Here is a 24,214-nt window from a genome sequence, read left to right as displayed (position 1 = left end):
TTTTATCCTATATTCGGAGTTGGCTAGACAATCGCTGCTTTAATTTCTATTTCTAGAAAATTGGAATAAAAAATAAAGGAGAGGAAAGTCCGGGCTCCACAGGGCGAAGTGCCAGATAACACCTGGGAGGTGAGAACCTACGACAAGTGCAACAGAAAGAAAACCGCCAATGAATAAAATGCAAAAGTTATTCAAATCAGGTAAGGGTGAAAAGGTGTGGTAAGAGCACACCGCGCAGTTGGTAACAGCTTGCGGCGTGGTAAACTCCACTTGGAGCAAGGCCAAATTTAGGAGACAAACATGGCCCGTGTTAAAGTCTCCGGGTAGGCCGCTTGAGCTAGCACGTGAGTGCCTAGCCTAGATAAATGATTGTCCACGACAGAACCCGGCTTAACGGTCAACTCCAATTTATTTTAAAATATGAAATTTATATGCTTATAACATTAATTCTTTTTTGTTTCTTTTAAAAAAACTTTAAAAGTCCTTAATGTTTTCTTTTTAGGAGGGAGCAAATTTGCTAATAGTTTCATTTAACTTTTATTTCTTTTCGTAAGAAGTTTTTATTTTAAAATCCTAATATTTTAAAAATATTCAAGTCTTCTCTTTAGTCTTTATTTTTTAAATCTAAAATTTTTATTGGTAAATGAATAAAACTCCAAAGTTTTCATAAATATAAAACCATCTTTCTAGTAACAATAAAGTTTTTAACTAAATTTAGTCTTGTATTTTAAAAGTAAATGGATCTTCCCAAATATGGATCCACTTCTTACATAAAAAAGATAAATAAAAGCAAAATAAACTACTACATACAAAAATTTCAACTAAACGATAGATAGATAAATATTTAATAAATTTAAATCCATCTTGAATGTTATTTTTTATTTTTCGTTTGAGCTTACAAGTTATTTACGACGCCAGATAATGGCTAAAGAACTGATACATCCGATCATCAATAATATTAAAGGAAGTAGTATAAGACATAACATTAATTCTTGTTCATAGCTTTGAAAAACTGATGTTCTCTCAAGAGAGAAACCTATTAAAACTAAGATAAAAACCCATAAAAACGCACTAGTCCAATTAAAAAATTGAAAAGATGAATTACCTAAACCTGATAATCCAGCAATAATTGGCAAAAGAGTGCGTACAAAAGCAATAAAACGGCCAATCAATAAAGCCGACAGTCCATAACGATGGAACATTAAATACGCCTGATTATGATAATGTAATGGAAGATGCTCCATCCAACCATCTATTATCCGATTATTTTTAAGCCATTTTCCTTGTAAATAACTTATCCAGCTTCCTAAGCCGGCCGCAAAGGACAATAATACTAAGGCTGGGAAAAAACTTAATGCTCCTTTAGCAACTAAGACACCTAGTAGTACCAGTAAGCTATCCCCTGGTAAGAAAGCAGCTGGTAAGAGTCCGTTCTCTAAAAAAATAACAATAAATGCTAGAAAATATATCGTCCAAACTAAATTCGGTTCTGAAAGTGTTTCAAAATTTTGTTGCCAAAGAGCATGTAATAATTTTTTGATAACATTTATCATATATGGATTTTTAATTAAAAATAACTGTTTTGTAATGTCGATACATAGACCGTTAATTTGCTGAGTGTTAAGTATTAATTCGTTTATCTACTTATTAACTTTTACTAAACAAGTCCTACGATTTATCACGTTAAATGATACGAATAATTTATAAAATTGAATTGATAATTATCATATTATGATAGTACCTTAAGGAGGAGTTTTTAATATTTTTGACTTAAATATTGCACTTATAGTGCAAAATTTTTTGACTAAAAATCTAAAGTTGACCATTAAAGCAATATAAATTAATCAAAAAAAATTATAAAATTCTATCTTAACCTAATTAAGTAGGTGTTTTACATTGCGAAGAAATCAGTTTATTCACTTTAACAAAGATAAAATTTTTTATAAATTTTTAAAAGTTTAATGTGACCTGCCTTTGATTAAAAGCATTAAATAGTTAAAAACTACATATCTTATAAAGATTTTTTAATACGTTTTAAACAAAGTTTTACATAGATTTTTGTTTTCTCTTGATAAAGACAGCCACGTCTGCATTTTTATATGAAAAAAATTAGAAAAGAAATTTGTTAAGTAAAATTTAGATGTTAATGCAGATTAGTTTTCTGTCTAGATTTAACAGAATCGGCTATTTTATTTTTAATAAGTTATTTTTTATTAAAAACAAGCAAGGTTCGTGTTTATATATTTGGTTAAATCGTATTAGAGATAATTTTCTGAAGTAAATTTTTTAAAAACCAAACAATCTGCAAGAATAACATCACCCGTTTTTTTAAAAACTTACTTTTCTGTTTTTATATAAAAATTGCTTTTTTAATCGTTATCTTTTTTCATTATTTTAAAATTAACTTGGTTAAAAGTTAGAGAATTTGTTTTTACACATAATGATGTGGCCCCTGCTGGATTTGAACCAGCGGCCAAGCGATTATGAGTCGCCTGCTCTATCCAACTGAGCTAAGGGGCCAAAGATGATACTAATAATCACTTATGAAATAAACTTCAAATATTTTTGAGTACTGTTATTGTTCTTACAAGTGCTTAGTTTGAAGGGTACTCATCGAAGAAAGTCGACTTTACCACAAAAAAAATCCTTACTAAGTTTTAACTATCTAATTTTTTAGTTAAGAAAGCTTCTACTGATTGTAAATTCTTGGAAAGAAATACTTAGTTACATAAATCAGCTTCTATTAGTTTTTTTTGCTTTTGCTTTTATCAGTGGAGTTTATGTTCAATCATCTAGAAAACTTCTCAGAACTTCAGAACGGCTCGGATGACGTAATTTGCGTAGTGCCTTTGCCTCAATTTGACGAATTCGTTCGCGAGTAACATCAAATTGTTTTCCAACTTCTTCTAAAGTGTGATCAGTATTCATATCAATCCCAAACCGCATGCGTAGAACTTTAGCTTCGCGAGCAGTGAGTCCGGATAATACATCGTTAGTAGCTGATCGCAAGCTTTCTGCTGTAGCGGAATCTAATGGTAGTTCAATAGCTGTATCTTCAATAAAATCCCCTAAATGTGAATCTTCGTCGTCGCCTATAGGTGTTTCCATAGAAACAGGCTCTTTAGCAATCTTAAGAACTTTGCGAATTTTTTCTTCTGGCATCAACATTCGTATTGAGAGTTCTTCCGGAGTTGGTTCACGTCCCATTTCTTGTAACATTTGCCTGGAGATACGATTGAGTTTATTGATAGTCTCGATCATGTGCACCGGAATTCGAATTGTGCGCGCTTGATCAGCGATAGAGCGAGTAATGGCTTGGCGAATCCACCAAGTGGCATATGTGGAAAACTTATAACCACGACGATATTCAAACTTATCTACTGCCTTCATTAAACCAATATTACCTTCCTGAATTAAATCTAAGAACTGTAATCCGCGATTAGTATATTTTTTAGCAATAGAAATCACAAGACGTAGATTAGCTTCCACCATTTCTTTTTTAGCTCGTTGTGCTTTAGCTTCACCAATTGATATACGACGATTGATATCTTTCATTTGTTCAATACTTACACCAGTTTCTTCTTCGATCTGACGTAATTTTTTTAGGCTATGACATACATGACTATTTACTTCATGTAACCTTTTTGACCAAGGTTGGTTCATGTTCAGCGCATCTCTGAACCAGGTTTCACTGGATACATTTCCAGTAAACAGCGTAAAAAAGTATTTTTTGGGCATCTTGCTAACTTCAACGCAAAATTTCATAATAAGACGTTCTTGAAATCGAATGCGATCTACCATCGATCGCATGTTTTTAACTAAAAGGTCAAATTGTTTTGGTACTAAGCGAAATTGTTTAAATATTTCAGATAAATTTACAAGTTCAGCAATTGAACGAGCATGTTTTCGTCCATTTACCTTTATAAGATCACGAACAATTTCATATTGATGACGAAGTTCTAAAAATTTTTGTTTTGCTAAATCTAAGTCAATATGATTGTCATCGTCTGCGTTATCGTTTTCTCCTTCTTCATATCCATCACCGTTTTCATTATCAGATGTAAGTTCATCAGAACTAACGTGAGCCGAAGTGAAAATTATATCTTCCTCTTCTGTTGCACTAGGATCAACAAAACCAGTAATGAGATCAGATAAACGAGCCTCACCAGACTCGACACGGTCGTACTGATCTAAAAGATAAGAAATAGCTTCAGGATATTCGGCAACTGAACATTGAACCTGGTTGATACCGTCTTCAATTCGCTTAGCAATATCTATTTCGCCTTCACGTGTTAGTAACCCTACAGTTCCCATTTCTCGCATATACATCCGCACTGGATCGGTTGTTCTCCCGATTTCATTTTCAACATTAGATAGTACATGCGCTGCAGCTTCTGCTGCATCTTCATCAGCAGAATTAGAAGTATTGTCGGCTAAGAGTAGATAATCATTGTCTGGGGCTTCCTCCATTATTTGGATACCCATCTCATTCATCATTTGAATGATATCTTCAATCTGATCGGAATCAATAATTTCTTCTGGAAGGCTATCATTAACTTCGGAAAATGTTAAATAGCCCTGCTCTTTACCACGTGTAACAAGAAGTTTGAGCTGTGATTGGGAATCTTGCTCCATAAAACAATATTCGTACCTCATATAGTAATATTTGATCGTTATTTATTAATGATAATAATCAAAAACTATTTTCTTGCAATTAGCTTAGCATTTTTTACAGAAATTAGTTGTTAGATTAATTATTTTTTTGCCAATGTCTGATTTAATAACCAAAGTTCATGTCGTTCTTCAAGCGTCAAACCGCGAATACGATCAAATGCAATAAGTGATTCCTGTCTTCGTTCAAGAACAGAATTGTGAAGTTTTGTCAAAGTATCAACAAAAGTTGTTTTAACCATCTCATCCACAATCATGTGGTTCCAGCTGGCCAACATTTCAAGTTGAAGAAAAAATTTATTCTCCCGAAATTGCTCAAGTAATTGAGCAGTTGTCAATCCAGGTTGAGCTTGACACACTTGTACTAGTTTAATAAATAAAGATATTCCTGGTTGGCCAGATCGAATTAATCCTTTCAGCGTCGTGACTAAAGTAGAAAGCCACGGATTTTGAACCAAAAGCCCTATCAACATGCGCATTATGGTATGTTTTATTCGTGGTTGTAGGATAAACCTTCTCCTCATGGTAATTTTAGGCAATAGTTTTTCTAATTGACTTTCATCAAGAATGCCAATTATTTTTCCTAATTTTTGACGTAAATAGAGTCGTAAAATGACGCCTGGAACTTGATTTATTAAAGGTAATGCTATCGAGCTGAATTTAGCTCGACCATCTAAGGTGCTTAAATCTACCTGAGATAATAGTTTTTTAAATAAAAATGTCGAAAATGGTTGTGCGTGTTTGATTTGTTGTTCAAATGCTTCTTTACCAATTTTTCGGATTAACGTATCGGGATCTTCACCGTCTGGTAAAAACATAAAACGTAATTGACGACCATCAATTAAATAAGGTAAAGCATTTTTTAATACACGCCAAGCTGCTTCTTGTCCAGCCCGGTCTCCATCATAACAACAGATAACTAGATCGGTTGTACGATATAAAATCTGAATATGTTCTGCATTAATTGAAGTACCTAATGAAGCTACTGCATAATCGATTCCGAATTGTGACAGTGTAACAACATCTAAGTATCCTTCTACTATGAGTAGTCGGAATTGTTCTGATTTTTTTTGAGCTTCATACAGACCGTAAAGATAACGACTTTTACAAAAGATATCCGTTTCTGGCGAATTTAGGTATTTTGGTTGTCCATTTTTTAAAACTCGTCCGCCAAAAGCAACAACTCTTCCACGTTTATCACGAATTGGAAACATAATGCGCTCCCTAAAACGATCATAAACACGTCCTTTTTTACTTACAACCATCATGCCAATATTGATAAGAGAACTACGATCTGTTATTGATGAGACAAAATATTTACTAATGTAATCCCATCCGGATGGTGCGAAACCAATGGCGAATTTATGGATAATCTCTTTACTAAATCCGCGTTGTTGTAAGTAACGACGAGCTTCTACTGCTAGATTACTCTGTAATGTTTTTTGATAAAAACTACTGAGTTGATGCATTAATTGATATAGATTATTTTTCTGATGATAATTTTTATAATTTTTATTTGTTGCAGTTTCATAAGGAATTTCTATAGAATGATAAGAGGCAAGTTCTTCGATAGATTCGACAAATTCTAATCGATCATAGTTCATTAGAAAATCAATAACATTTCCGTGAGCACCGCAACCAAAGCAGTAGTAAAATTGTCTTTCGATGTTTACAGTAAATGATGGGATTTTTTCATAATGAAATGGACAGTGAGCTTGATAGTTTTTTCCTTGTTTTTTAAGTTTTATACGTGTATTAATTAAACTAACAATATCAGTGCGTGCTAACAATACTTTGACAAAATCACGAGGTATTAATCCAGTCATAAGTCCCGTTAAAGAAGCAACTAGTTAAAAATGACCTTTCTTTTTAAGAAATAAATCTTTATAACTTTAATAATTTACTATTAATCTACCAAATGATAGAAATTTTTCTTAGTAAAAACGAGTTTTACGTGCATTTTCGCGAATAATTCTTTTAGTTCGTCGCTTAACTGCGGAAGCTTTGGCACGCTTACGTTCTGTTGTTGGTTTCTCATAAAACTCACGACGACGTACTTCTGCTAAAATTCCTGCTTTCTCACAAGATCGCTTGAATCGACGCAGCGCTACGTCAAATGATTCATTTTCACGTACTTTAACTATAGGCATGATTTATTACCTCGAATTAAGTTTATAATTCTAGAAAAAATCTGATTTTTAACTTTCTAAAAGTTTACAGAAAAACTGCAACTCTGCAAAGTTTCTTATCAAAGAAAACTTATTTTCTAAATTTAGATAATGTATTAGTGTTAAAATTGAATTTGGAAAGTTTGATAAAAACTTTAAAATTAGTTTACTTACTTAAATGTGAGTAGTCCTTTACTTATAAATGAAAAAATATTAATAAACGCTATTTTAGCGTTAGCATTTTAACAAAATTCCTTCTCCAAAAGAGAAGGTGCATGGCAGTTAAAAAATATTGATTTTCATGCATGACATAATTATCTCTTGATTTTTGATATCCTAATTAACTAGGGATTTTGATTAACAAGTTTTTCTAAACGCAATATTATAATATGCAAAGAATAGAACTAATATTACTAAACTTGCATTACACAATATATAAGTTTTTTAAATTTTAAAAAAAGGCATTTGGTAAGTATGCGTGTATTAGGCATTGAAACATCATGCGACGAGACTGGAGTAGCAATTTTTGATAGTCAACAAGGATTATTAGCCAACCAGTTGTATAGTCAGATCAAGATCCATGCTAATTATGGTGGAGTAGTACCAGAGTTAGCATCACGTGATCATGTTCGAGCAATTATTCCGCTTATATATGCCGCTCTTTCAGAAGCTAATTTGCAAACTTCCGATATTGATGGAATAGCTTATACTGCCGGACCAGGACTAGTAGGAGCACTAATGATTGGAGCAACTGTTAGTTGCTCACTTGCTTATGCTTTAGAAATTCCAGCGATTGCCGTCCATCATATGGAGGGGCACTTATTGTCAATAATGTTAGAAAAAAATCCGCCTGAATTTCCATTCATAACACTTTTAATTTCTGGCGCACATACTCAACTGATTGCTGTAACTGGGATTGGTAAATATAAATTACTTGGAGAGTCCGTTGATGACGCTGTTGGTGAAGCGTTTGATAAAGTTGCTAAATTATTAGGATTAAGTTATCCAGGCGGGCCATTGTTAGAGGATTTAGCAAAACATGGCGCTCCAGGCCGTTATAAATTTCCTCGTCCTATGATAAATCGTCCAGGATTAACATTTAGTTTTTCTGGATTGAAAACTTTCATTAGTAAAATGGTGAATACAAATATTAAAAATCAACAAGATCGTGCGGATATTGCACGAGGGTTTGAGGAAGCAATAGTAGAAACACTTTTAATAAAGTGTAATCGCGCACTTGATTTGACTGGTTTTCATCGGCTAGTACTAGCTGGTGGTGTAGCTGCTAATCAGTCATTACGTAATAACATGAACGAAATGATGCGCAAGCGAGGTGGAAAAGTATTTTATCCCTGTCCAAAATTTTGTACAGACAACGGAGCAATGATTGCCTATACGGGAATGCTAAGAATTCAAAACTGGTCTAAAACGGATCTTACAATTTCAGTACGATCACGATGGCCACTGGAAGATTTATCTTCTTCAATTACTTCTTCTTTGGAAGATTAAGTACGTTTTTATATTGAATTACTTTTTTTGCTTAAAACTTTTTAATTTCCCTTTGAAAGGCCAAAAATGATTTTCTTGGCCTTTCAGGAGGCGATATATGTTTTCGTGGTGACATAAAAGCACCAGAAAAGCAATCGCTCCAACTTGAAAAATAAACTGTGGTTTAGTCCAAAAAACATAAAAGAAAGCAATTATAATGCTAATAATGGTTCCTAAAGAGGAGTATCCAGAAAGAAAAGCAACTGAAAACCAAGTACCGATTATTAGTCCAAACAAATCATAACCAATAGGAATAATAGTACCAAGGGCGGTAGCGACTCCTTTTCCTCCATGAAAATGAAAGAAAACTGGATAAATATGCCCGAGACAAGAAGCTAGTCCTATCAAACTTAACCAAAATGTTTGCAAGCCAAGGATATAGTAACTTATCCATGTTGGGATAAAACCTTTTAGGACATCAAAAATTACTACTCCAATAACTACTACTAATTTGCCTCCAGTGCGGATTACATTGGTAGCACCTGCATTTTTAGATCCAACAGAACGAGGATCGGGTAGTTGCATAAACCTGCAAATTAAAATTGCACTAGATATTGAACCGTATAAATAGGAAAAAACAATCATCCCAATTGGGATTACGTTAATCATACACTACTCCAATAATCATTTTATTTTTTCTACCCTCTGAAAATGCATGCACTTTTATAGGTAGGACTGAATCTTAAGAATTATAAAATAAAGAGGTATAACACAAAAGTGAACAACAGGATACGTCATCATGAGGTAACGGATATTGTATTTATTGAACAACTAACTGTATTGACTACAATAGGGGTCTATGAATGGGAAAAAACACGATCACAGAAACTAATTTTTGATTTAGAAATGGGTTGGGATAATCGTAAAGCCGCACGTAGTGATAATATTGTCGACTGTCTAGATTATGAAAATGTTGCTACTTCTGTACTGTCATTTTTAGTTAAGAAAAACTTCTCATTAATAGAACGAGCTGCAGAAGAAACAGCAGGGTATCTCATATCTCAATTCGAATTATTATGGATTCGTTTAAAAATCAGTAAGCCGAACGCGATACCGCAAGCTGCTAATGTTGGTGTGATCATTGAAAGATGGAAAAAGGAAGAAATAAAATTATAGTAGTGACTATATCGTAAAATATGTATTAATTTATTTCTCAGTTATAATGAGAAATAACCCTCCCTTAAAAAAAGGGGGAGGGGACTTTAAATATAAAATGAAAAGTGGAAGTGGTATTTGTTAAACGATTTGATTAGATTTTTATTAGTTATTTTAATTATTCATGATTAAAAAAATAATATGCACGACTCGATTATTGCTTTTATTTTTGGCATCCTGGAAGGAATAACAGAATTCTTACCAATTTCATCGACAGGACATATAATATTAGTCGGTAACTTGCTTGGCTTTATGGGAAATAAAGCCAAGTCTTTTGAGACGGTCGTTCAATTAGGGTCAATTTTAGCAATAGTAAAAGTGTTTTGGGAACGATTGTTTAATCTTACTAAAACTTATTTAGAAAAAATTTATCGATTAGAATATAATCATTTATGTAATAAAAGCAGCCAATTGAATTTCAATCATATTTTGTTAGGAGTGACTCCATCAGTTATAGTTGGATCAATATGTTATGAACAAATTAAGTCTATTTATATTCCAATTTATGTAATGTATGCGTTGATAGCTGGCGGAATGTTATTGTTAGCAGGAGAATGGATTAAATTGACAGTTATATCACGTACAGAAAATATTAATGAGTTGACTTATCTGCAGGCATTTCTTATTGGTTGTTTCCAGTGCTTAGCATTTTGGCCTGGTTTTTCTCGTTCTGGTGCTACTATTAGTGGGGGACTAATAGTTAATGTAAGTCGTTATGCTGCATCAGAATTTTCTTTTATCTTAGCAATACCAACATTGCTCGGTGCATCAATGGTAGATTTATACAAAAACCTACCGTTTCTTGTATGGCAAGATTTTTCGATGTTCATTATTGGTTTCACTACTGCTTTCTTGGTAGCACGATTATCTGTTAAACTTTTCCTACGAATTATCCGTCACGTTTCATTTGTTCCTTTCGCTATCTATCGTTTTTTTTTAGCAGCCATGATTTACTGGAGCTTGGCCGGCTAATTGTAAATTATTTATAGTTCTTTTACTCTAAAGAAAGGATAAGAACAAAAAATAGAAAGCGAGAATACAATATTATGAGGTTACGGTTATATCCACGAGCTCACTAGATAATATATTTTGGTTTTTAACGAGAATTTCTTAACATTCTTCGTGGCTTGTTTTGCTCTTTCTGCCAAATAATAAGAGATTTTTGGCGACGTCGACTAATTTCTTCACCAATATAGGTGCCATAAAAACCATCCTTAATTACGTCTTTTCCGCTAATTAGATTAGCTACGTAAAATGCATTACGAAGAAAATTTGCCTGTGGATAAGCGTGATTCTCAAAACCAAAACGACCACGAGCATTAGCTTCGCTGGCAAGGATTATTTGTTCTAAGCGTAGAGGACGTCGCCAAGCATCGATAGAGCCGAAAAGTTTTATTAATTTCTTAGGGTGAAGTTGATTAACGTTATTTAAGCGGTCATGATAGCGAGCAACTATTAAAGCAAGATCACGTAATGAATTTGGTATTTTTAAACGTTGACAAATTGTTTTTATTATTTTTAATCCTGCCAAACCATGTCCTCTGTGGAAAGGCCAAAATTCTCTAGGAGTGAGCGCTTTACCTAAATCATGACAAAGTGCAGCGAAACGTACTGCAGTATCTTCTGTTAGTTTAGCTGCTGTTGATACTGTCAGCATAGTATGAATGCCTGTGTCGATTTCTGGATGCCATTTTTTTGGCGCTGGGATTCCAAATAGTGCATCTAGTTCTGGAAATAACACTTTTAACGCGCCACATGTACGTAAAACTTGAAAAAAAACTTGAGGATTGTTAGTTTTTAGTCCTCGTTCTGTTTCTCTCCAAATACGTTCAGGAGATAATAGTGATAATTCATGAATCATTTTGTTCATCAAAACCATGGTTTCTGGTGCTATGCGAAAGTTTAGATGAGCAAAACGTGCGGCAAAACGTGCCACTCGAAGTACACGTAATGGATCTTCTTCGAATGCAGTGGAAACATGGCGTAGCCAACGATTTTTGATGTCCTCCTTTCCTTGATAAGGATCAATAAGATTTCCTTCTTCGTCACGAGCCATAGCATTAATAGTAAGATCTCGACGATGCAAATCTTCTTCTAAAGTAACAGAAGGTGAAAAACAACAAGTAAATCCAGTATATCCATGACCAGACTTTCGCTCTGTTCTGGCTAGTGCATATTCCTCATGATTTTTAGGATGCAAAAAAACAGGAAAAATTTTACCTACTCGCTGGTAGCCTTGTGTTTCCATTTCTTGTGGAGTTGTACCAACTACAACCCAGTCTCGTTCATAGACAGGAAGATGCAATAAACTGTCGCGTACAGCACCGCCTACCAGGTACTTTTTCATAATTATTTCTCTCTCAGAATTAAGGTTTATCTTTTAATTTAAAAGAAATCATAATTGCGTCTAACAGATTACTTGCTTCCAATCTTAGAAAGGGATGACTTGGTCAGTTTTTAGCGATACTTATCACCTATAAGGCTTTAGTAATTTTTATTAATGTAATTAACATCTTATAAAATTAAGTTGCTTCTTTCTAATCTTAAAAAAATTAGTAATAAAGTTACAGTCTTTTTTAGATTGAATATTGATAATAATTCTGTCGAAAATTTAATTTCGAGTAATATTTCTTCCAAAATAGACGTGATTTATATGTTTTCTAAGTATTAGCTAGGCTCGTACTTAAAATAATTTGTTTTATAGCGTGGATTACATTCAATATTTGCACTACATATCACTTATTTCAAATGGTTCACTGTACAAAGATAGAAAGCTTTCTAAGCGCCAGATTAATAGCTGTAATTAAAGTAATAAACCACTGTGATAATTAATATTTTGAAAAACTAAACAGTTTGAATGGACTTTTTCACACTGAAATTTCATACAACTAAAGAAATTATTAATCAATAGTTATAACTACAATATTTTGCTCCAAGAAAGTGCACTTTCCAGTGGAGTTAGATTTTAAATCTGATATGTCTCAAAAAACCGTCATGTATCACTTATTTTAAACTTGCTAATAACTTATCGTTAATTAAATTAGTTATATAAAAATCTTATCTATTTTTGGGTATACATATAGCAACAATTTAATCTAATAACTTTAGTTTAGCGGAATATAAATGGCTGAGTTTAAGCATTATGTTTATTATGATACTTTAATGAATGGAAACAATTTGGTTAGGGGCGAATAACTACTTCTTTCCTTTTTTAGAAAGGAGATTTACTCGATTTATCAACAGATATCTTAACCGATAAGATAGTAGCTCTTTCCGTAAAACATAGCATCTCTTTTTAGGAGTAAGTTAAATGACGGCAACTTTACCCGATTTTCGTCAAGCAGATGTATTAATCGTAGGAGATATAATGTTAGATAGATACTGGTACGGACCTACTAATCGTATCTCTCCAGAGGCGCCAGTGCCTGTTGTAAAAATAGAAACTATTGAAGATCGACCTGGCGGTGCTGCAAATGTTGCAATGAATGTTGCCATTCTTGGCGGTCATTCACATTTAATTGGACTTGTTGGTATTGATGAAGCTGCCCGCATTCTTAAAGAAAAACTTAGTAAAGCAAATGTGACTTGTAATTTCATCATTAACGAAAATAATCCTACTATTATTAAGTTGCGGATATTTTCTCGTAACCAACAACTAATTCGCCTTGATCTTGAGCAGAATTTTAAAAATATCGATCTAAAACTTATAGTGGAACGAGTTCGACTTACGTTACCACAAGTAAATGTGTTAGTGCTATCCGATTATGCTAAAGGGTCTTTAACCTGCGTACACGAAGAAATAATCGCATTGGCACGTTCAGCTAATGTACCAGTACTTGTTGATCCTAAAGGGACAAATTTTAGCCATTATCAAGGGGCAACAGTTCTTACTCCTAATTTGTCTGAATTTGAAGCAGTAGTAGGTAATTGTAAAAATGAAAAAACATTAATTAAGCGAGGCATGGAGATGATTACTGATTATCATATATCAGCATTACTAATTACTCGATCGGAAAAAGGTATGATTTTGCTACAGTCCGATAAAGAACCATTGCAACTACCTACACAAGCAAGAAGAATTTATGATACTACAGGAGCTGGAGATACGGTAATTGGTGTGCTGGCTGCAACATTAGCAACAGGTAGTAATTTAGAAGAATCTTGCTTTTTAGCTAATGCTGCAGCAGGTATGGTAGTTGGCAAACTAGGAACCTCTATTGCTAAACCTGTTGATCTAAAAAATTTTGTTTGCGGATGCGCTGAAATAAAATTTGGCATTGTAACTGAAGATGAACTAAAAAAAGAAGTAAACTTAGTACGTAAACAAGGTGGAAAGATAGTCATGACTAATGGTATTTTTGATTTGTTGCACATAGGCCATATTAATTATCTTTCTAATGCACGTCAATTAGGTGATCGACTTATCGTAGCTATAAACAGTGATGAATCTACTAAAAGATTAAAGGGAAAAACTAGACCAATAAATCCTTTAATGCAACGTATGACAGTTTTAGCAGCGCTAGAAGCAGTGGATTGGGTAGTTTCTTTTAATGAGGATACGCCTTATCGGCTAATCACTGACATATTGCCAGATATACTAGTTAAAGGAGGTGATTATTATCCAAATCAAATTGCCGGTTATAAAGAAGTTTGGCGTAATGGTGGACGTGTATTAATGTTAGAATTCAATGAAGGCTTCTCTACTAGCAAAATCATAGATACTATCCTTAAGCAAAGGAATGGAGAGTAACATTTTAAATTTATACAAATATAAAATCTGTTAAACATACAATAATACTCATAATTAATTAGATTTTTACTATTGTTTAGTAACATAAAATCTTAAAACAAGAACAGTTTCCTTTAAGGAGATATCCTCTTTTTAAGAGGAGAAATTTGTTTAGTTTCTAAAATGCTTTGTTTTAACATCAAAAAACTAGTTAGATAGCATTTTCGATAAGTTAGAAAATAAAAATAGAAATCTGTAAAGAATAACTTTATTTAGTAATAAAGGATTCGACTGTGTCTATATTCATATATCAACTTTCATGGTAAAGATGATATCCAAATAAAATTTCTATTTGCTAATTAGCGTTATCTTTAGCAGAATGAGCCGCGGAAGGATCAGTAATCAATTTTTTTTCTAACGTTTTTTCTATAATATTTAAACGACTTTCCAGCCGATTTAATTCTTTTCTAACATGTAATAAGATACGTGTTTGTACATCGAATTCTTCACGACTAACAAAATCCATGCAATTAAATCGATGCTTTAGTATTTGATGTATTTTTTTTTCTATATCATTTCCCAAGTATCGCAGGAACTTTGGCAAAGAATCTTGCATATATCGAGCGAATTGTTCAAACTTTTTTGGATCAATCATTATAAATGTCCCAGACTAAATAGTAATAGCAATTAATTGTATCGCTCAATTTTTCTAAAGTAGAAAAGAGATTTTTATTTAAAAATGTACTTATTGGTTGCTCAAGTTTTAATGGAATGATAGTATGCTTTCTTAGTGTTAAGAACAACTACTACAGTAAAATAAGATAGCTTCAGAAATTATAAAATAGACAATAATAGTTGTACAAGCTTTAAAAGCATATCTAAACATAGCTTGTAACATATGAGAATCTAATAGTCCAATTTTATATTTAACAAATATCTAATTATATGTAATAAAAAAAATCCTAGAACTTATAATTTCTTAACTGTTTTTTTTTATTTAATTTCAAAACATGGTTTTAATTATGGCAATTCAAAATAAATTCAAGGTATTTTTACCATGAACCAAATGTCTCTTTCCGGGTATGATTCTTCATATCAACGCGTACGAAATGCGTTAGAGGCACTTCGCGCTTGTCGAGGAGTATTAGTATTGGATGATAAAAGTCGTGAAAATGAAGGAGATATGATTTTCGCTGCAGAAAATATGACTGTTGAACAAATGGCTCTTACCATCCGACATGGTAGCGGTATTGTATGTTTATGTCTGACAGCCGAACGTTGTCAGCAGCTAGCACTTCCAATGATGGTGAAAAATAATAATAACCGCTATCAGACAGCATTTACAATTACAATTGAAGCCGCTTCAGGGATTGGGACAGGGGTTTCAGCTAATGACCGATTAACCACAATCCGAGCTGCTATTAAGGATAATGCTAAACCAACAGATCTCCATCGTCCTGGACATATTTTCCCACTTCGAGCGCAACCTGGAGGGGTGCTGACACGTAGCGGTCATACTGAAGCGGCAGTGGATCTAGCTATACTGGCTGGTCTAAAACCGATGGGTGTATTATGCGAAGTAACAAATGAAGACGGTTCTATGGCAAATACTTCAGAAATAGTTGCTTTTGGTCAACGATATGATATGCCAGTGCTAACTGTTGAAGATCTTATCGTTTACCGTCGTTCTTTAGAACACATTAGTTAATTTATTAATATAATAATTATTATGCAATTTTTATTAAAAAATGACTTATGCAAAAAGTTTACTGTTCAATGATTTATAAGTTTTCATAAGATAAGTTATTCAATAAAGTATTAAATTTTCTTTTTATACCAAAAAGTTAAATAATTATTTAACAAACACTAATTTCTGTGCAGTGTTTGAAATTGTTATGTAGTTCATTAAGCAAATAAATAATTTACTTTAACAGTTCTCTTATCATAAGAAGACGATCACTTATTTATTTTCATGCCAAAAATTCTTGAAGAAAGATCAGAACTATGTTGTGTACTAAAAATTTCTAATAAAACATATGATTAATACGTTATTTTTTATTCTCAACTATTTTATTAAGCGTGTGATAAAGGCTGTTCGATTGGAGGAAGCTCGATAAACATACCGTTCAACTTATCCATAGGTTATAAAGAAGCAAAAAATATAGTTCTCTTTTTCGACAGTCTCTCTCTTTTATACAAAGAGGAAATATTTGTTCTTTTATTCCGAGTGCTAAATCTAGCCTTTAATTCGAGATAAATATTGCAAATACTAAGGGCAACATGTGATTTTCCAGAAGATTTCAAATTTTCTCAACGTAGATTGAATATAAAACAGCTTGCTCGAATAGAGCCTGAATATGGAGGCTTAAGTTGATGTTTCTTGCTATTATACGCACTGTGTTAGCGACACTTTTATCAATATTAATATGTACTCTTGGTTTAATCTGTTACTTATGCAAGCCAAAAGACCCTCGACATATTTCCGTTCTTGGGCGTTGGTTTGGTCGTATGTCCTTCCTTTTTGGTTTGCAAGTAGAAGTGCGATGGCCTAAAGATATAATGTTACCAAATAATTGTATTTATATTGCTAATCATCAAAACACTTATGATATTGTTACCACTTCATGTGTGGTACAACCTCGCACTATTTTAGTAGGTAAGAAAAGTTTACTATGGATACCGTTGTTTGGACTTCTATATTGGTTGACTGGGAACTTACTGATTGACCGTAATAATTATACCAAAACTTATAATATTCTTACTAAAGTTATAAAAGAAGTTAAAAAAAATAATATGTCTATTTGGGTTTTTCCGGAAGGAACCAGGAGTCGTGGACGCGGCTTACTTCCATTCAAAGTTGGGGCATTTTACATGGCAATTTCTGCCGGTGTTCCTATAGTACCGATTTGTGTTTCTAACACTTCTAATAAAATTAGACTTAACCGATGGTCTAATGGACTAGTTATCATCGAAATTTTACCTCCAGTAGAAACGATCGGTTATAACAAAAAACAGGGACGTGTATTAGCTGCACATTGTTGGAATATAATGAAAAACAAACTTGATCAGTTAAATTTAGAAGTTAACCAAAGAGAATCTTTAAGATTTCAATAAATCCTTTATTCAAAGGATTTATCAATCATTTGCTAGATATATTTTTAACGAAAATTGCGCCTTTGCGATACGTTTTCTTTTTTTTATCGTTAAAGAGTATGTAAATTTTTTAAATTTAATTCTAGAAAAATCATTTTTCTTAATTATTATAGCATTATTTCATTGTAGTAGAGTTTAAAAATCAATAAAAGTTTACTAATTTTCTTTCATAAGCGTTAGTTGCGATTCGTGATACTCGATAATGAAAGCAGCGAAATACTGAAAAAATAACCATAAAAAATATCTAAGACTTTTTTTTTGATTAATAAAAAGTTTTAAATATAAAAATAATTGCACTATATAATTCCTTTTTAGGCTTTATCTTATAGTCCTATTTTAGGACGAACATGTAACATGAGTAGGGAGATTTTCTTGTGTTGTACAATAAGAAAAATTTTCTTAAACAGCCAAGATCATTTTCCGATATACCTTAGGTAAATTTAAGAATATTATATTCGTTTATAATTGCAAATCAATTAAGATAAAAAGGAATCATTGGAGATATTCTTTTTTGATAGAGTTATATTTCGGACTGATCAAATTTTTTAATGAAAAAATATTATCTAGTTGTGAAGCAGTTAGCAAACCGAGTTCAAGAACAACGTCCCTTACACTTTTGCCAGTTTTAACACAAATTTTACCAACAGTATCTCCGTTTTGATGTCCAATGAATGGAATAAGGTAAGTTACAATTCCGATAGAATTGAAGACGTATTTTTCGCAAACAGCTTGATTAGCGGTAATTCCATTAATGCACTTGTCTTGCAAATTATAACATGAGTTAGTTAAAATACGTAACGACTCAAACATAGCCTGGATAATGACTGGTTTCATAACATTTAATTGGAGCTGGCCAGCTTCTGCTGCCATAGTAATGCAAATGTCATTGCCTATAACTTTGAAACAAACTTGATTAACCGCTTCTGGCAATACGGGGTTAATTTTAGCTGGCATGATAGAGGATCCTGCTTGTAATTGTGGTAAGTTAATTTCATTAAAGCCAGCTCGAGGACCCGACGATAATAGTCGTAAATCGTTACAAATTTTAGATAGTTTAACCGCTAAACGCTTTAACGTACTGTGGACCATAACATAAGCTCCACAGTCAGACGTGGCTTCTATTAAATCTTCTGCAGGAACGCACGGAAGGTTACTTACTTCTGCTAGTTTTTCTACTACTAATAACTGATAACAATCTGGAGTGTTAAGCTTAGTGCCAATAGCAGTTGCACCGAGATTTACTTCCAGTAATAACTCTGCGGCACGTAATAAATTTTTATTTTCCTCTTTCAGTAAAACATTGAATGCATAGAATTCTTGGCCAAGTGTCATAGGGACTGCGTCTTGTAATTGGGTTCTTCCCATTTTTAGAATATCGTAAAATTGTTTCGCTTTTTTTTCAAATCCCTCTCTTAAATAATCAATTCCTTTGACTAAGTTTTGGATTGCGTTATAAACAGCAATGCGAAACCCAGTCGGGTACGCATCGTTAGTAGATTGACATAAATTCAGATGATCATTTGGATTTAGAAATTGATACTCTCCCTTTTTATATCCCATTAATTCTAATCCAATATTAGCTAATACCTCATTGGTATTCATATTAATTGAGGTTCCTGCGCCGCCTTGAAAAACATCTACTGGAAACTGGTCCATACAACGACCGTAAATCAATATTTCGTTACATGCGCGCACAATAGTATCGGCCATATTATACGATAGATTCTTTAAATCTTTGTTAGCTAGCGCAGCAGCTTTTTTGACCATTACCAAACCACGTATCAGTTCAGGAATGTCATTAATGCGTGTTCCGCTAATATAGAAATTTTCTATAGCACGTAAGGTATGAATACCATAATAAACATCGGCTGGCACTTCACGAGTACCAAGTAAATCTTCTTCGATACGGATAAGAGTCGGCATATGCTTTCCTTATAGATTTTAGTTAATTATAATGACGAATAGATTAATCCAGGTTGAAGTCTGTCTGCTAATAAGATTTTTCATTGCTATAGAATTATACTCTTAGCTTAAAGTAAAAAAAATTAAAACTGGTCAGATTAAAAATAATTCATAACTAATTATTATTTGTTTCAATTGTTTGGCGGATACATTTTTTATTTGAGGTACTTTGATTACCAATTCTCTAATTTTAAAAAATTAGTGAAATAGCAATACGTAATTACTTCCTTGGCAAATTTGACTTATAAAATCTTAATAGCTTTTTTAAAAGCTTTATGTACCCGTCAGTACATTTAAAATAAGCTCATCTATGGATGAATTACAATAAAGTTATCACTTAAAAATTTTTTACTTTCTCTCCTCTTGAAATTGTTTTAGAAGTCCCAATCATATTTTCCATGGAATCTGGCAACATTTGCAATTAAAAGCCAGAAATTCGTTAGAAACTTACATGGACTTTCTCAAGGGGGAGTTATCAATAATGAAAATTCGTCCATTACATGATCGCGTTATCGTCAAACGTAAAGAGGTTGAAGCCAAGTCTGCGGGCGGCATCGTCTTGACTGGTTCCGCAGCCGGAAAATCAACTCGCGGTGAAGTTCTAGCTGTAGGTCACGGCCGCATTCTTGAAAATGGAGAAGTAAAAGCATTAGATGTAAAAGTGGGCGACACTGTAATTTTTAATGACGGATATAGCGTAAAATCTGAGAAGATCGATAACGACGAGGTTTTAATTATGTCTGAAAGTGACATTTTGGCCATCGTTGAAAAGTAATCCGTGTGTAAATCATCTGGACTGAACGATATTGATTAGGAAAACAAAATGGCAGCTAAAGATGTAAAATTTGGTAACGAAGCTCGTGTAAAAATACTTCGCGGCGTTAATATTCTAGCTGATGCGGTAAAGGTGACCTTAGGTCCTAAAGGCCGTAATGTTGTGCTAGACAAATCTTTCGGCGCTCCAGTCATCACAAAAGACGGAGTTTCCGTTGCTCGTGAGATTGAATTGGAAGATAAATTCGAGAACATGGGTGCTCAAATGGTGAAGGAAGTTGCATCGAAAGCTAATGATGCAGCAGGCGATGGAACTACTACTGCGACTGTGCTGGCTCAGTCTATTGTAAATGAAGGTTTGAAGGCTGTTGCTGCTGGAATGAATCCAATGGATTTGAAACGTGGTATTGATAAGGCTGTAATTGCAGCAGTAGAAGAACTGAGAAGACTTTCTGTTCCTTGTTCAGATTCTAAAGCAATTGCTCAAGTAGGGACGATTTCTGCTAACTCTGATGAAACCGTTGGTACATTAATTGCCGAAGCTATGGCAAAAGTTGGTAAAGAAGGTGTTATCACCGTGGAAGAGGGTTCCGGGCTGCAGGACGAATTAGATGTTGTTGAAGGAATGCAGTTTGATAGAGGTTACCTTTCTCCATATTTTGTTAATAAACCAGAAACTGGCGTTGTTGAATTAGAAAGTCCGTTTATTTTGCTTGTTGACAAAAAAATTTCTAATATCCGGGAAATGTTACCAATTTTAGAAGCTGTTGCTAAAGCAAGTAAGCCTTTGTTGATCATCGCTGAAGATGTTGAAGGAGAAGCTTTGGCGACGTTAGTAGTAAACACCATGCGCGGCATTGTTAAAGTTGCGGCTGTTAAAGCTCCTGGTTTTGGTGATCGTCGTAAAGCTATGCTGCAAGATATCGCTGTTCTAACTGCAGGAACTGTTATCTCTGAGGAGATCGGTCTTGAATTAGAAAAAGCGACCTTAGAGGATATGGGACAAGCTAAACGTGTTGTTATTACAAAAGATACTACTACTGTTATTGATGGTATGGGTAATAAAGCGCTTATTAGCAGTCGCGTTGCGCAAATTAATCAACAACGTGACGAAGCTACCTCTGACTATGATCGTGAAAAGTTACAAGAACGTGTAGCGAAATTAGCAGGAGGTGTTGCAGTTATCAAAGTAGGCGCTGCTACCGAAGTGGAAATGAAAGAAAAAAAAGCAAGAGTAGAAGATGCACTACACTCTACTCGTGCTGCAGTGGAAGAAGGTGTCGTTGCAGGTGGTGGCGTGGCGCTTATTCGAGCGGCTAATAGCATCTCTGAGTTACGTGGTGACAACGAAGATCAAAATGTTGGCATTAAGGTTGCATGTCGCGCTATGGAAGCCCCGCTACGTCGGATCGTTGCTAATGCTGGAGAAGAGCCGTCCGTTATTGCAAACAAAGTAAAAGCAGGTGAGGGCAATACTGGCTATAATGCAGCTACAGAGCAGTATGGTAATATGATTGACATGGGAATTTTAGATCCAACTAAAGTAACCCGTTCTGCATTACAGTACGCAGCTTCTATCGCTGGACTTATGATTACCACTGAATGTATGATAACTGAATTACCGAAGGAAGACAAACCTGAAGTAGGCGGTGGTAACATGGGCGGTATGGGCGGTATGGGCGGTATGGGAAATATGATGTAAAAATTTTTTGTTTTCATATTTAGCCAATTTTAGTAAAGATAGTAAACTAAAATAAAAACCCCGATTTCATCGGGGTTTTTAGTTTTTTTAAAAAAGGATAAGTTTTTCCTTTTGACTAAAAACATTAGAAATGATTATTTTAATCTAGTGCCAAAACTTAACAGTACTTTGCTACGTTTTCCAGCTATTTCTCGACTTAGTCTTGGCACTAAATAACCTGATGTTTTTTCTAGTAGTTGACGCATAATTTTCTTTGCCTGCTTATCTTCTACTAAGAAATGCGATGTTCCATGAACTCTATCTAGAAGATGAAGATAATAAGGAAGAACACCTGCATTAAACAATGTCCTGCTAAGCTCTGCTAGAATGTTAGCATTATCATTGATTCCGCGTAACAAAACACTTTGGTTAAGTAAAGTTACTCCTGCATTTCGCAATTTAGCCATACTTTTGTAAAAATCAAAGTCGATTTCATGTGCGTGATTGACATGCGTCACTAATACTACGTTCATTCGACAAAACGCCAATATTTGGCATAATCGTGTAGTGATACGAGCAGGAACTATGACGGGTAATCGACTATGAATGCGAATTGTAGTTATGTGAGGAATTTTTTCCAACAAAGAAATAAGTTGACCCAATTCGTCGTCTAAAGCCATTAGTGGGTCACCACCGGAAAGAATAATTTCATTTAATTCAGGATGTTCCTGAAAATAGGTTGTTATCCGCATCCAGTTTTTTTTACTTCCCTGATTTTTTTTATATGAAAAAAATCGTCGAAAACAGTATCGGCAGTGAATTGCACAACTTTTTTTTACTAGAATTAGTGCACGATTTTTGTATTTGTGCAACACTCCAGGAATGACACTATGTTCGTTCAGTGGATTAACACTAAATCCATGTATTAAATTAAATTCCTCGTTTGTTGTAATTACTTGACGGAGAAGAGGATCATTTGGATCCCCGGGTTTCATTCGAGAAACAAAAGCACGAGGAACCAGAAAAGGAAAAAGATGACTTGCTGCAACAACTCTACAAAGAAAAGGATCTTTTTCAAGTTTAAGAATCTGGAGAAGTTTAAAAGGATCAGTAATAACATCACTAAGTTGACGCAACCAATCTTCTTTAAGAGGTGCAATATACGTCATTGTAATTCACTAATTTTTAATTAAAAAAAGATACTATGTCACTTCATTATTACAATACTAACGAATTTCGCTCTGGTCTTAAAATTATCGTTGATAGTGAACCGTGTATAATCATTGAAAATGAATTTATAAAACCAGGAAAAGGACAATCATTTAATCGTGTTCGTTTAAAAAAATTAATATCCAAAAAAGTTCTAGAAAAAATTTTTAAGTCTGGTGATTCAGTACCAGCCGCTGATGTTGTAGAAATAAATTTAACTTATTTATATCGTGATAGAGAATTTTGGTATTTTATAAATAAAAAAACTTATGAGCAACTAGCTGTTAACAATAAAGCAATTGGTGATAACGCTAAATGGATGGTAGAACAAACCATATGTACGTTAACACTGTGGAATGGAGAGCCTATTATCGTAAATCCTCCCAATTTTGTAGAATTAGAAATTATTAATACTGATTTAAATTTGAAAGGAGACACTTTAGGAGGCAGTTCCAATAAATTAGCTATATTAAAAACCGGCGCAGTAGTAAAAGTCCCGCTTTTTTTGCGGACCGGAGAAACAGTTAAAATTGATACCCGCTCAGGAGAGTATGTTTCTCGAATTAAACAACTTTAGTTTTTATTTCCACCAAAAATGATGCTTATGTTTTTTTGAAAACAATCATTTCTATGAAGCAAAAATTATTTTTTTTTGAATAAATTAATTCATGGATTTGATGTAGGTATAAAAACTAGAATAGGTCCTAGTATAGATGAATTACAATAATAAAATTAAATTCATTAAATTATATTAATTAAATTTTTTCAGATCTTAAATGTTTATAAGTATTCAAATTATTACTTAATAAGCAAAAAGATTATGAAGATCAAGTAATTTTTTACTAAAAATATTCATATATTTGATAATGATATGGCTCTTAGCTAACCAATTTCTACTGTATAATTTTTATTATCCTTTATTGATTTTCCTTGTGATGAAGATTTCTTCTTAAGAAGTTAAAAATTTAACGTTTAATTGAATATAGTTAAGGATGATGTAAGTTCATCTCAGTTTAAGAGATGAGATATTCATAAGTTGTAAACAAACTAACTTTATTAAAAATAATTTTTTTTAGATTATGAAATTTTTGAAATAAAATAATACAGTGATAAAAATGAAGAAAAAATCAATGTTAGTTGTTACAGATGTCTGGAATGTATATG

At 33.3% G+C, this 24,214-nt stretch carries 18 protein-coding genes, 1 tRNA gene and 1 other RNA gene; 10 read left to right on the top strand and 10 right to left on the bottom strand.

Translation table 11 applies throughout. From position 1 onward, the window contains the following. The first annotated feature begins 15 nt into the window (after positions 1-15). An RNA gene (gene rnpB / locus JK145_RS00800) (RNase P RNA component class A) lies at positions 16-409 on the top strand. A gap of 493 nt (positions 410-902) precedes the next feature. Here the strand turns inward: rnpB and JK145_RS00795 are convergent. From JK145_RS00795 to rpsU, 5 genes are all read right to left on the bottom strand, one after another. Beyond that, positions 903-1,550 (bottom strand): DedA family protein, encoded by a 648-nt coding sequence (locus JK145_RS00795; RefSeq protein ID WP_220665233.1) that lies wholly within the window; start codon positions 1,548-1,550, stop codon positions 903-905. Between the two features lie 896 nt (positions 1,551-2,446). Next, positions 2,447-2,520: transfer RNA gene (locus JK145_RS00790), tRNA-Ile, on the bottom strand. A 264-nt stretch (positions 2,521-2,784) separates the two neighbouring features. Then, positions 2,785-4,635 (bottom strand): RNA polymerase sigma factor RpoD, encoded by a 1,851-nt coding sequence (gene rpoD / locus JK145_RS00785; protein ID WP_220664981.1) that lies wholly within the window; start codon positions 4,633-4,635, stop codon positions 2,785-2,787. A gap of 119 nt (positions 4,636-4,754) precedes the next feature. Continuing rightward, positions 4,755-6,497: a DNA primase gene (gene dnaG, locus JK145_RS00780; protein WP_220664980.1), complete on the bottom strand. Its 1,743-nt coding sequence runs from the start codon at positions 6,495-6,497 to the stop codon at positions 4,755-4,757. A gap of 108 nt (positions 6,498-6,605) precedes the next feature. Then, positions 6,606-6,821 (bottom strand): 30S ribosomal protein S21, encoded by a 216-nt coding sequence (rpsU, locus tag JK145_RS00775; protein ID WP_220664979.1) that lies wholly within the window; start codon positions 6,819-6,821, stop codon positions 6,606-6,608. A 492-nt stretch (positions 6,822-7,313) separates the two neighbouring features. On the opposite strand from rpsU, the gene tsaD reads away from it, so the two are divergent. After that, positions 7,314-8,348 (top strand): tRNA (adenosine(37)-N6)-threonylcarbamoyltransferase complex transferase subunit TsaD, encoded by a 1,035-nt coding sequence (tsaD, locus tag JK145_RS00770; protein WP_220664978.1) that lies wholly within the window; start codon positions 7,314-7,316, stop codon positions 8,346-8,348. Positions 8,349-8,366: 18 nt separating this feature from the next. Here tsaD and plsY read toward each other — a convergent pair whose 3' ends face one another. After that, a complete protein-coding gene (plsY, locus tag JK145_RS00765) occupies positions 8,367-8,993 on the bottom strand; it encodes a glycerol-3-phosphate 1-O-acyltransferase PlsY (RefSeq protein WP_220665232.1) in 627 nt (208 codons plus the stop codon). 111 nt (positions 8,994-9,104) lie between these two features. On the opposite strand from plsY, the gene folB reads away from it, so the two are divergent. After that, positions 9,105-9,503 carry a dihydroneopterin aldolase gene (gene folB / locus JK145_RS00760; RefSeq protein ID WP_370627581.1) on the top strand — a complete coding sequence of 133 codons (399 nt, stop codon included), beginning with the start codon at positions 9,105-9,107 and terminating at the stop codon, positions 9,501-9,503. A gap of 180 nt (positions 9,504-9,683) precedes the next feature. Continuing rightward, entirely contained in the window at positions 9,684-10,514 is an 831-nt protein-coding gene (locus JK145_RS00755; protein WP_220664977.1) for an undecaprenyl-diphosphate phosphatase, read from the top strand. 124 nt (positions 10,515-10,638) lie between these two features. Here JK145_RS00755 and JK145_RS00750 read toward each other — a convergent pair whose 3' ends face one another. Further along, a complete protein-coding gene (locus JK145_RS00750; protein WP_220664976.1) occupies positions 10,639-11,889 on the bottom strand; it encodes a multifunctional CCA addition/repair protein in 1,251 nt (416 codons plus the stop codon). A gap of 963 nt (positions 11,890-12,852) precedes the next feature. Here JK145_RS00750 and hldE point away from each other — a divergent pair. Continuing rightward, the gene (gene hldE / locus JK145_RS00745) at positions 12,853-14,292 is read left to right on the top strand and encodes a bifunctional D-glycero-beta-D-manno-heptose-7-phosphate kinase/D-glycero-beta-D-manno-heptose 1-phosphate adenylyltransferase HldE (protein ID WP_220664975.1); all 1,440 of its coding nucleotides are present in this window, start codon (positions 12,853-12,855) and stop codon (positions 14,290-14,292) included. Between the two features lie 334 nt (positions 14,293-14,626). Here the strand turns inward: hldE and JK145_RS00740 are convergent, their stop codons facing one another. Continuing rightward, positions 14,627-14,926, bottom strand: coding sequence for an accessory factor UbiK family protein (locus JK145_RS00740; protein ID WP_220664974.1), 300 nt, complete (start codon positions 14,924-14,926; stop codon positions 14,627-14,629). A gap of 402 nt (positions 14,927-15,328) precedes the next feature. On the opposite strand from JK145_RS00740, the gene ribB reads away from it, so the two are divergent. Together ribB and JK145_RS00730 are read left to right on the top strand one after the other, a co-directional pair. Next, positions 15,329-15,979: a 3,4-dihydroxy-2-butanone-4-phosphate synthase gene (ribB, locus tag JK145_RS00735; RefSeq protein ID WP_220664973.1), complete on the top strand. Its 651-nt coding sequence runs from the start codon at positions 15,329-15,331 to the stop codon at positions 15,977-15,979. Between the two features lie 665 nt (positions 15,980-16,644). Next, positions 16,645-17,385, top strand: coding sequence for a 1-acylglycerol-3-phosphate O-acyltransferase (locus JK145_RS00730; protein WP_220664972.1), 741 nt, complete (start codon positions 16,645-16,647; stop codon positions 17,383-17,385). A gap of 531 nt (positions 17,386-17,916) precedes the next feature. On the opposite strand, the gene aspA is transcribed toward JK145_RS00730, so the two are convergent. After that, positions 17,917-19,347, bottom strand: a complete 1,431-nt coding sequence (gene aspA, locus JK145_RS00725; RefSeq protein WP_220664971.1) for an aspartate ammonia-lyase — start codon at positions 19,345-19,347, stop codon at positions 17,917-17,919. Between the two features lie 520 nt (positions 19,348-19,867). On the opposite strand from aspA, the gene JK145_RS00720 reads away from it, so the two are divergent. Together JK145_RS00720 and groL are read left to right on the top strand one after the other, a co-directional pair. Then, positions 19,868-20,161 carry a co-chaperone GroES gene (locus JK145_RS00720; RefSeq protein WP_220665230.1) on the top strand — a complete coding sequence of 98 codons (294 nt, stop codon included), beginning with the start codon at positions 19,868-19,870 and terminating at the stop codon, positions 20,159-20,161. Between the two features lie 48 nt (positions 20,162-20,209). Beyond that, positions 20,210-21,862 carry a chaperonin GroEL gene (groL, locus tag JK145_RS00715; RefSeq protein ID WP_220664970.1) on the top strand — a complete coding sequence of 551 codons (1,653 nt, stop codon included), beginning with the start codon at positions 20,210-20,212 and terminating at the stop codon, positions 21,860-21,862. Positions 21,863-21,996: 134 nt separating this feature from the next. Here the strand turns inward: groL and epmB are convergent, their stop codons facing one another. Beyond that, the gene (epmB, locus tag JK145_RS00710; protein ID WP_220664969.1) at positions 21,997-23,010 is read right to left on the bottom strand and encodes an EF-P beta-lysylation protein EpmB; all 1,014 of its coding nucleotides are present in this window, start codon (positions 23,008-23,010) and stop codon (positions 21,997-21,999) included. A 35-nt stretch (positions 23,011-23,045) separates the two neighbouring features. Between epmB and efp the strand changes: the two genes are divergently transcribed. Then, positions 23,046-23,627 (top strand): elongation factor P, encoded by a 582-nt coding sequence (gene efp / locus JK145_RS00705; protein WP_220664968.1) that lies wholly within the window; start codon positions 23,046-23,048, stop codon positions 23,625-23,627. The last annotated feature ends 587 nt before the right edge of the window (positions 23,628-24,214 follow it).

Origin of the sequence: Sodalis sp. CWE (genome assembly GCF_019646055.1) — a bacterium.
GTDB lineage: Bacteria > Pseudomonadota > Gammaproteobacteria > Enterobacterales > Enterobacteriaceae > CWE.
Note: the sequence above shows the minus strand (reverse complement) of the source record. Positions and strands in the feature narration are given on the sequence as shown.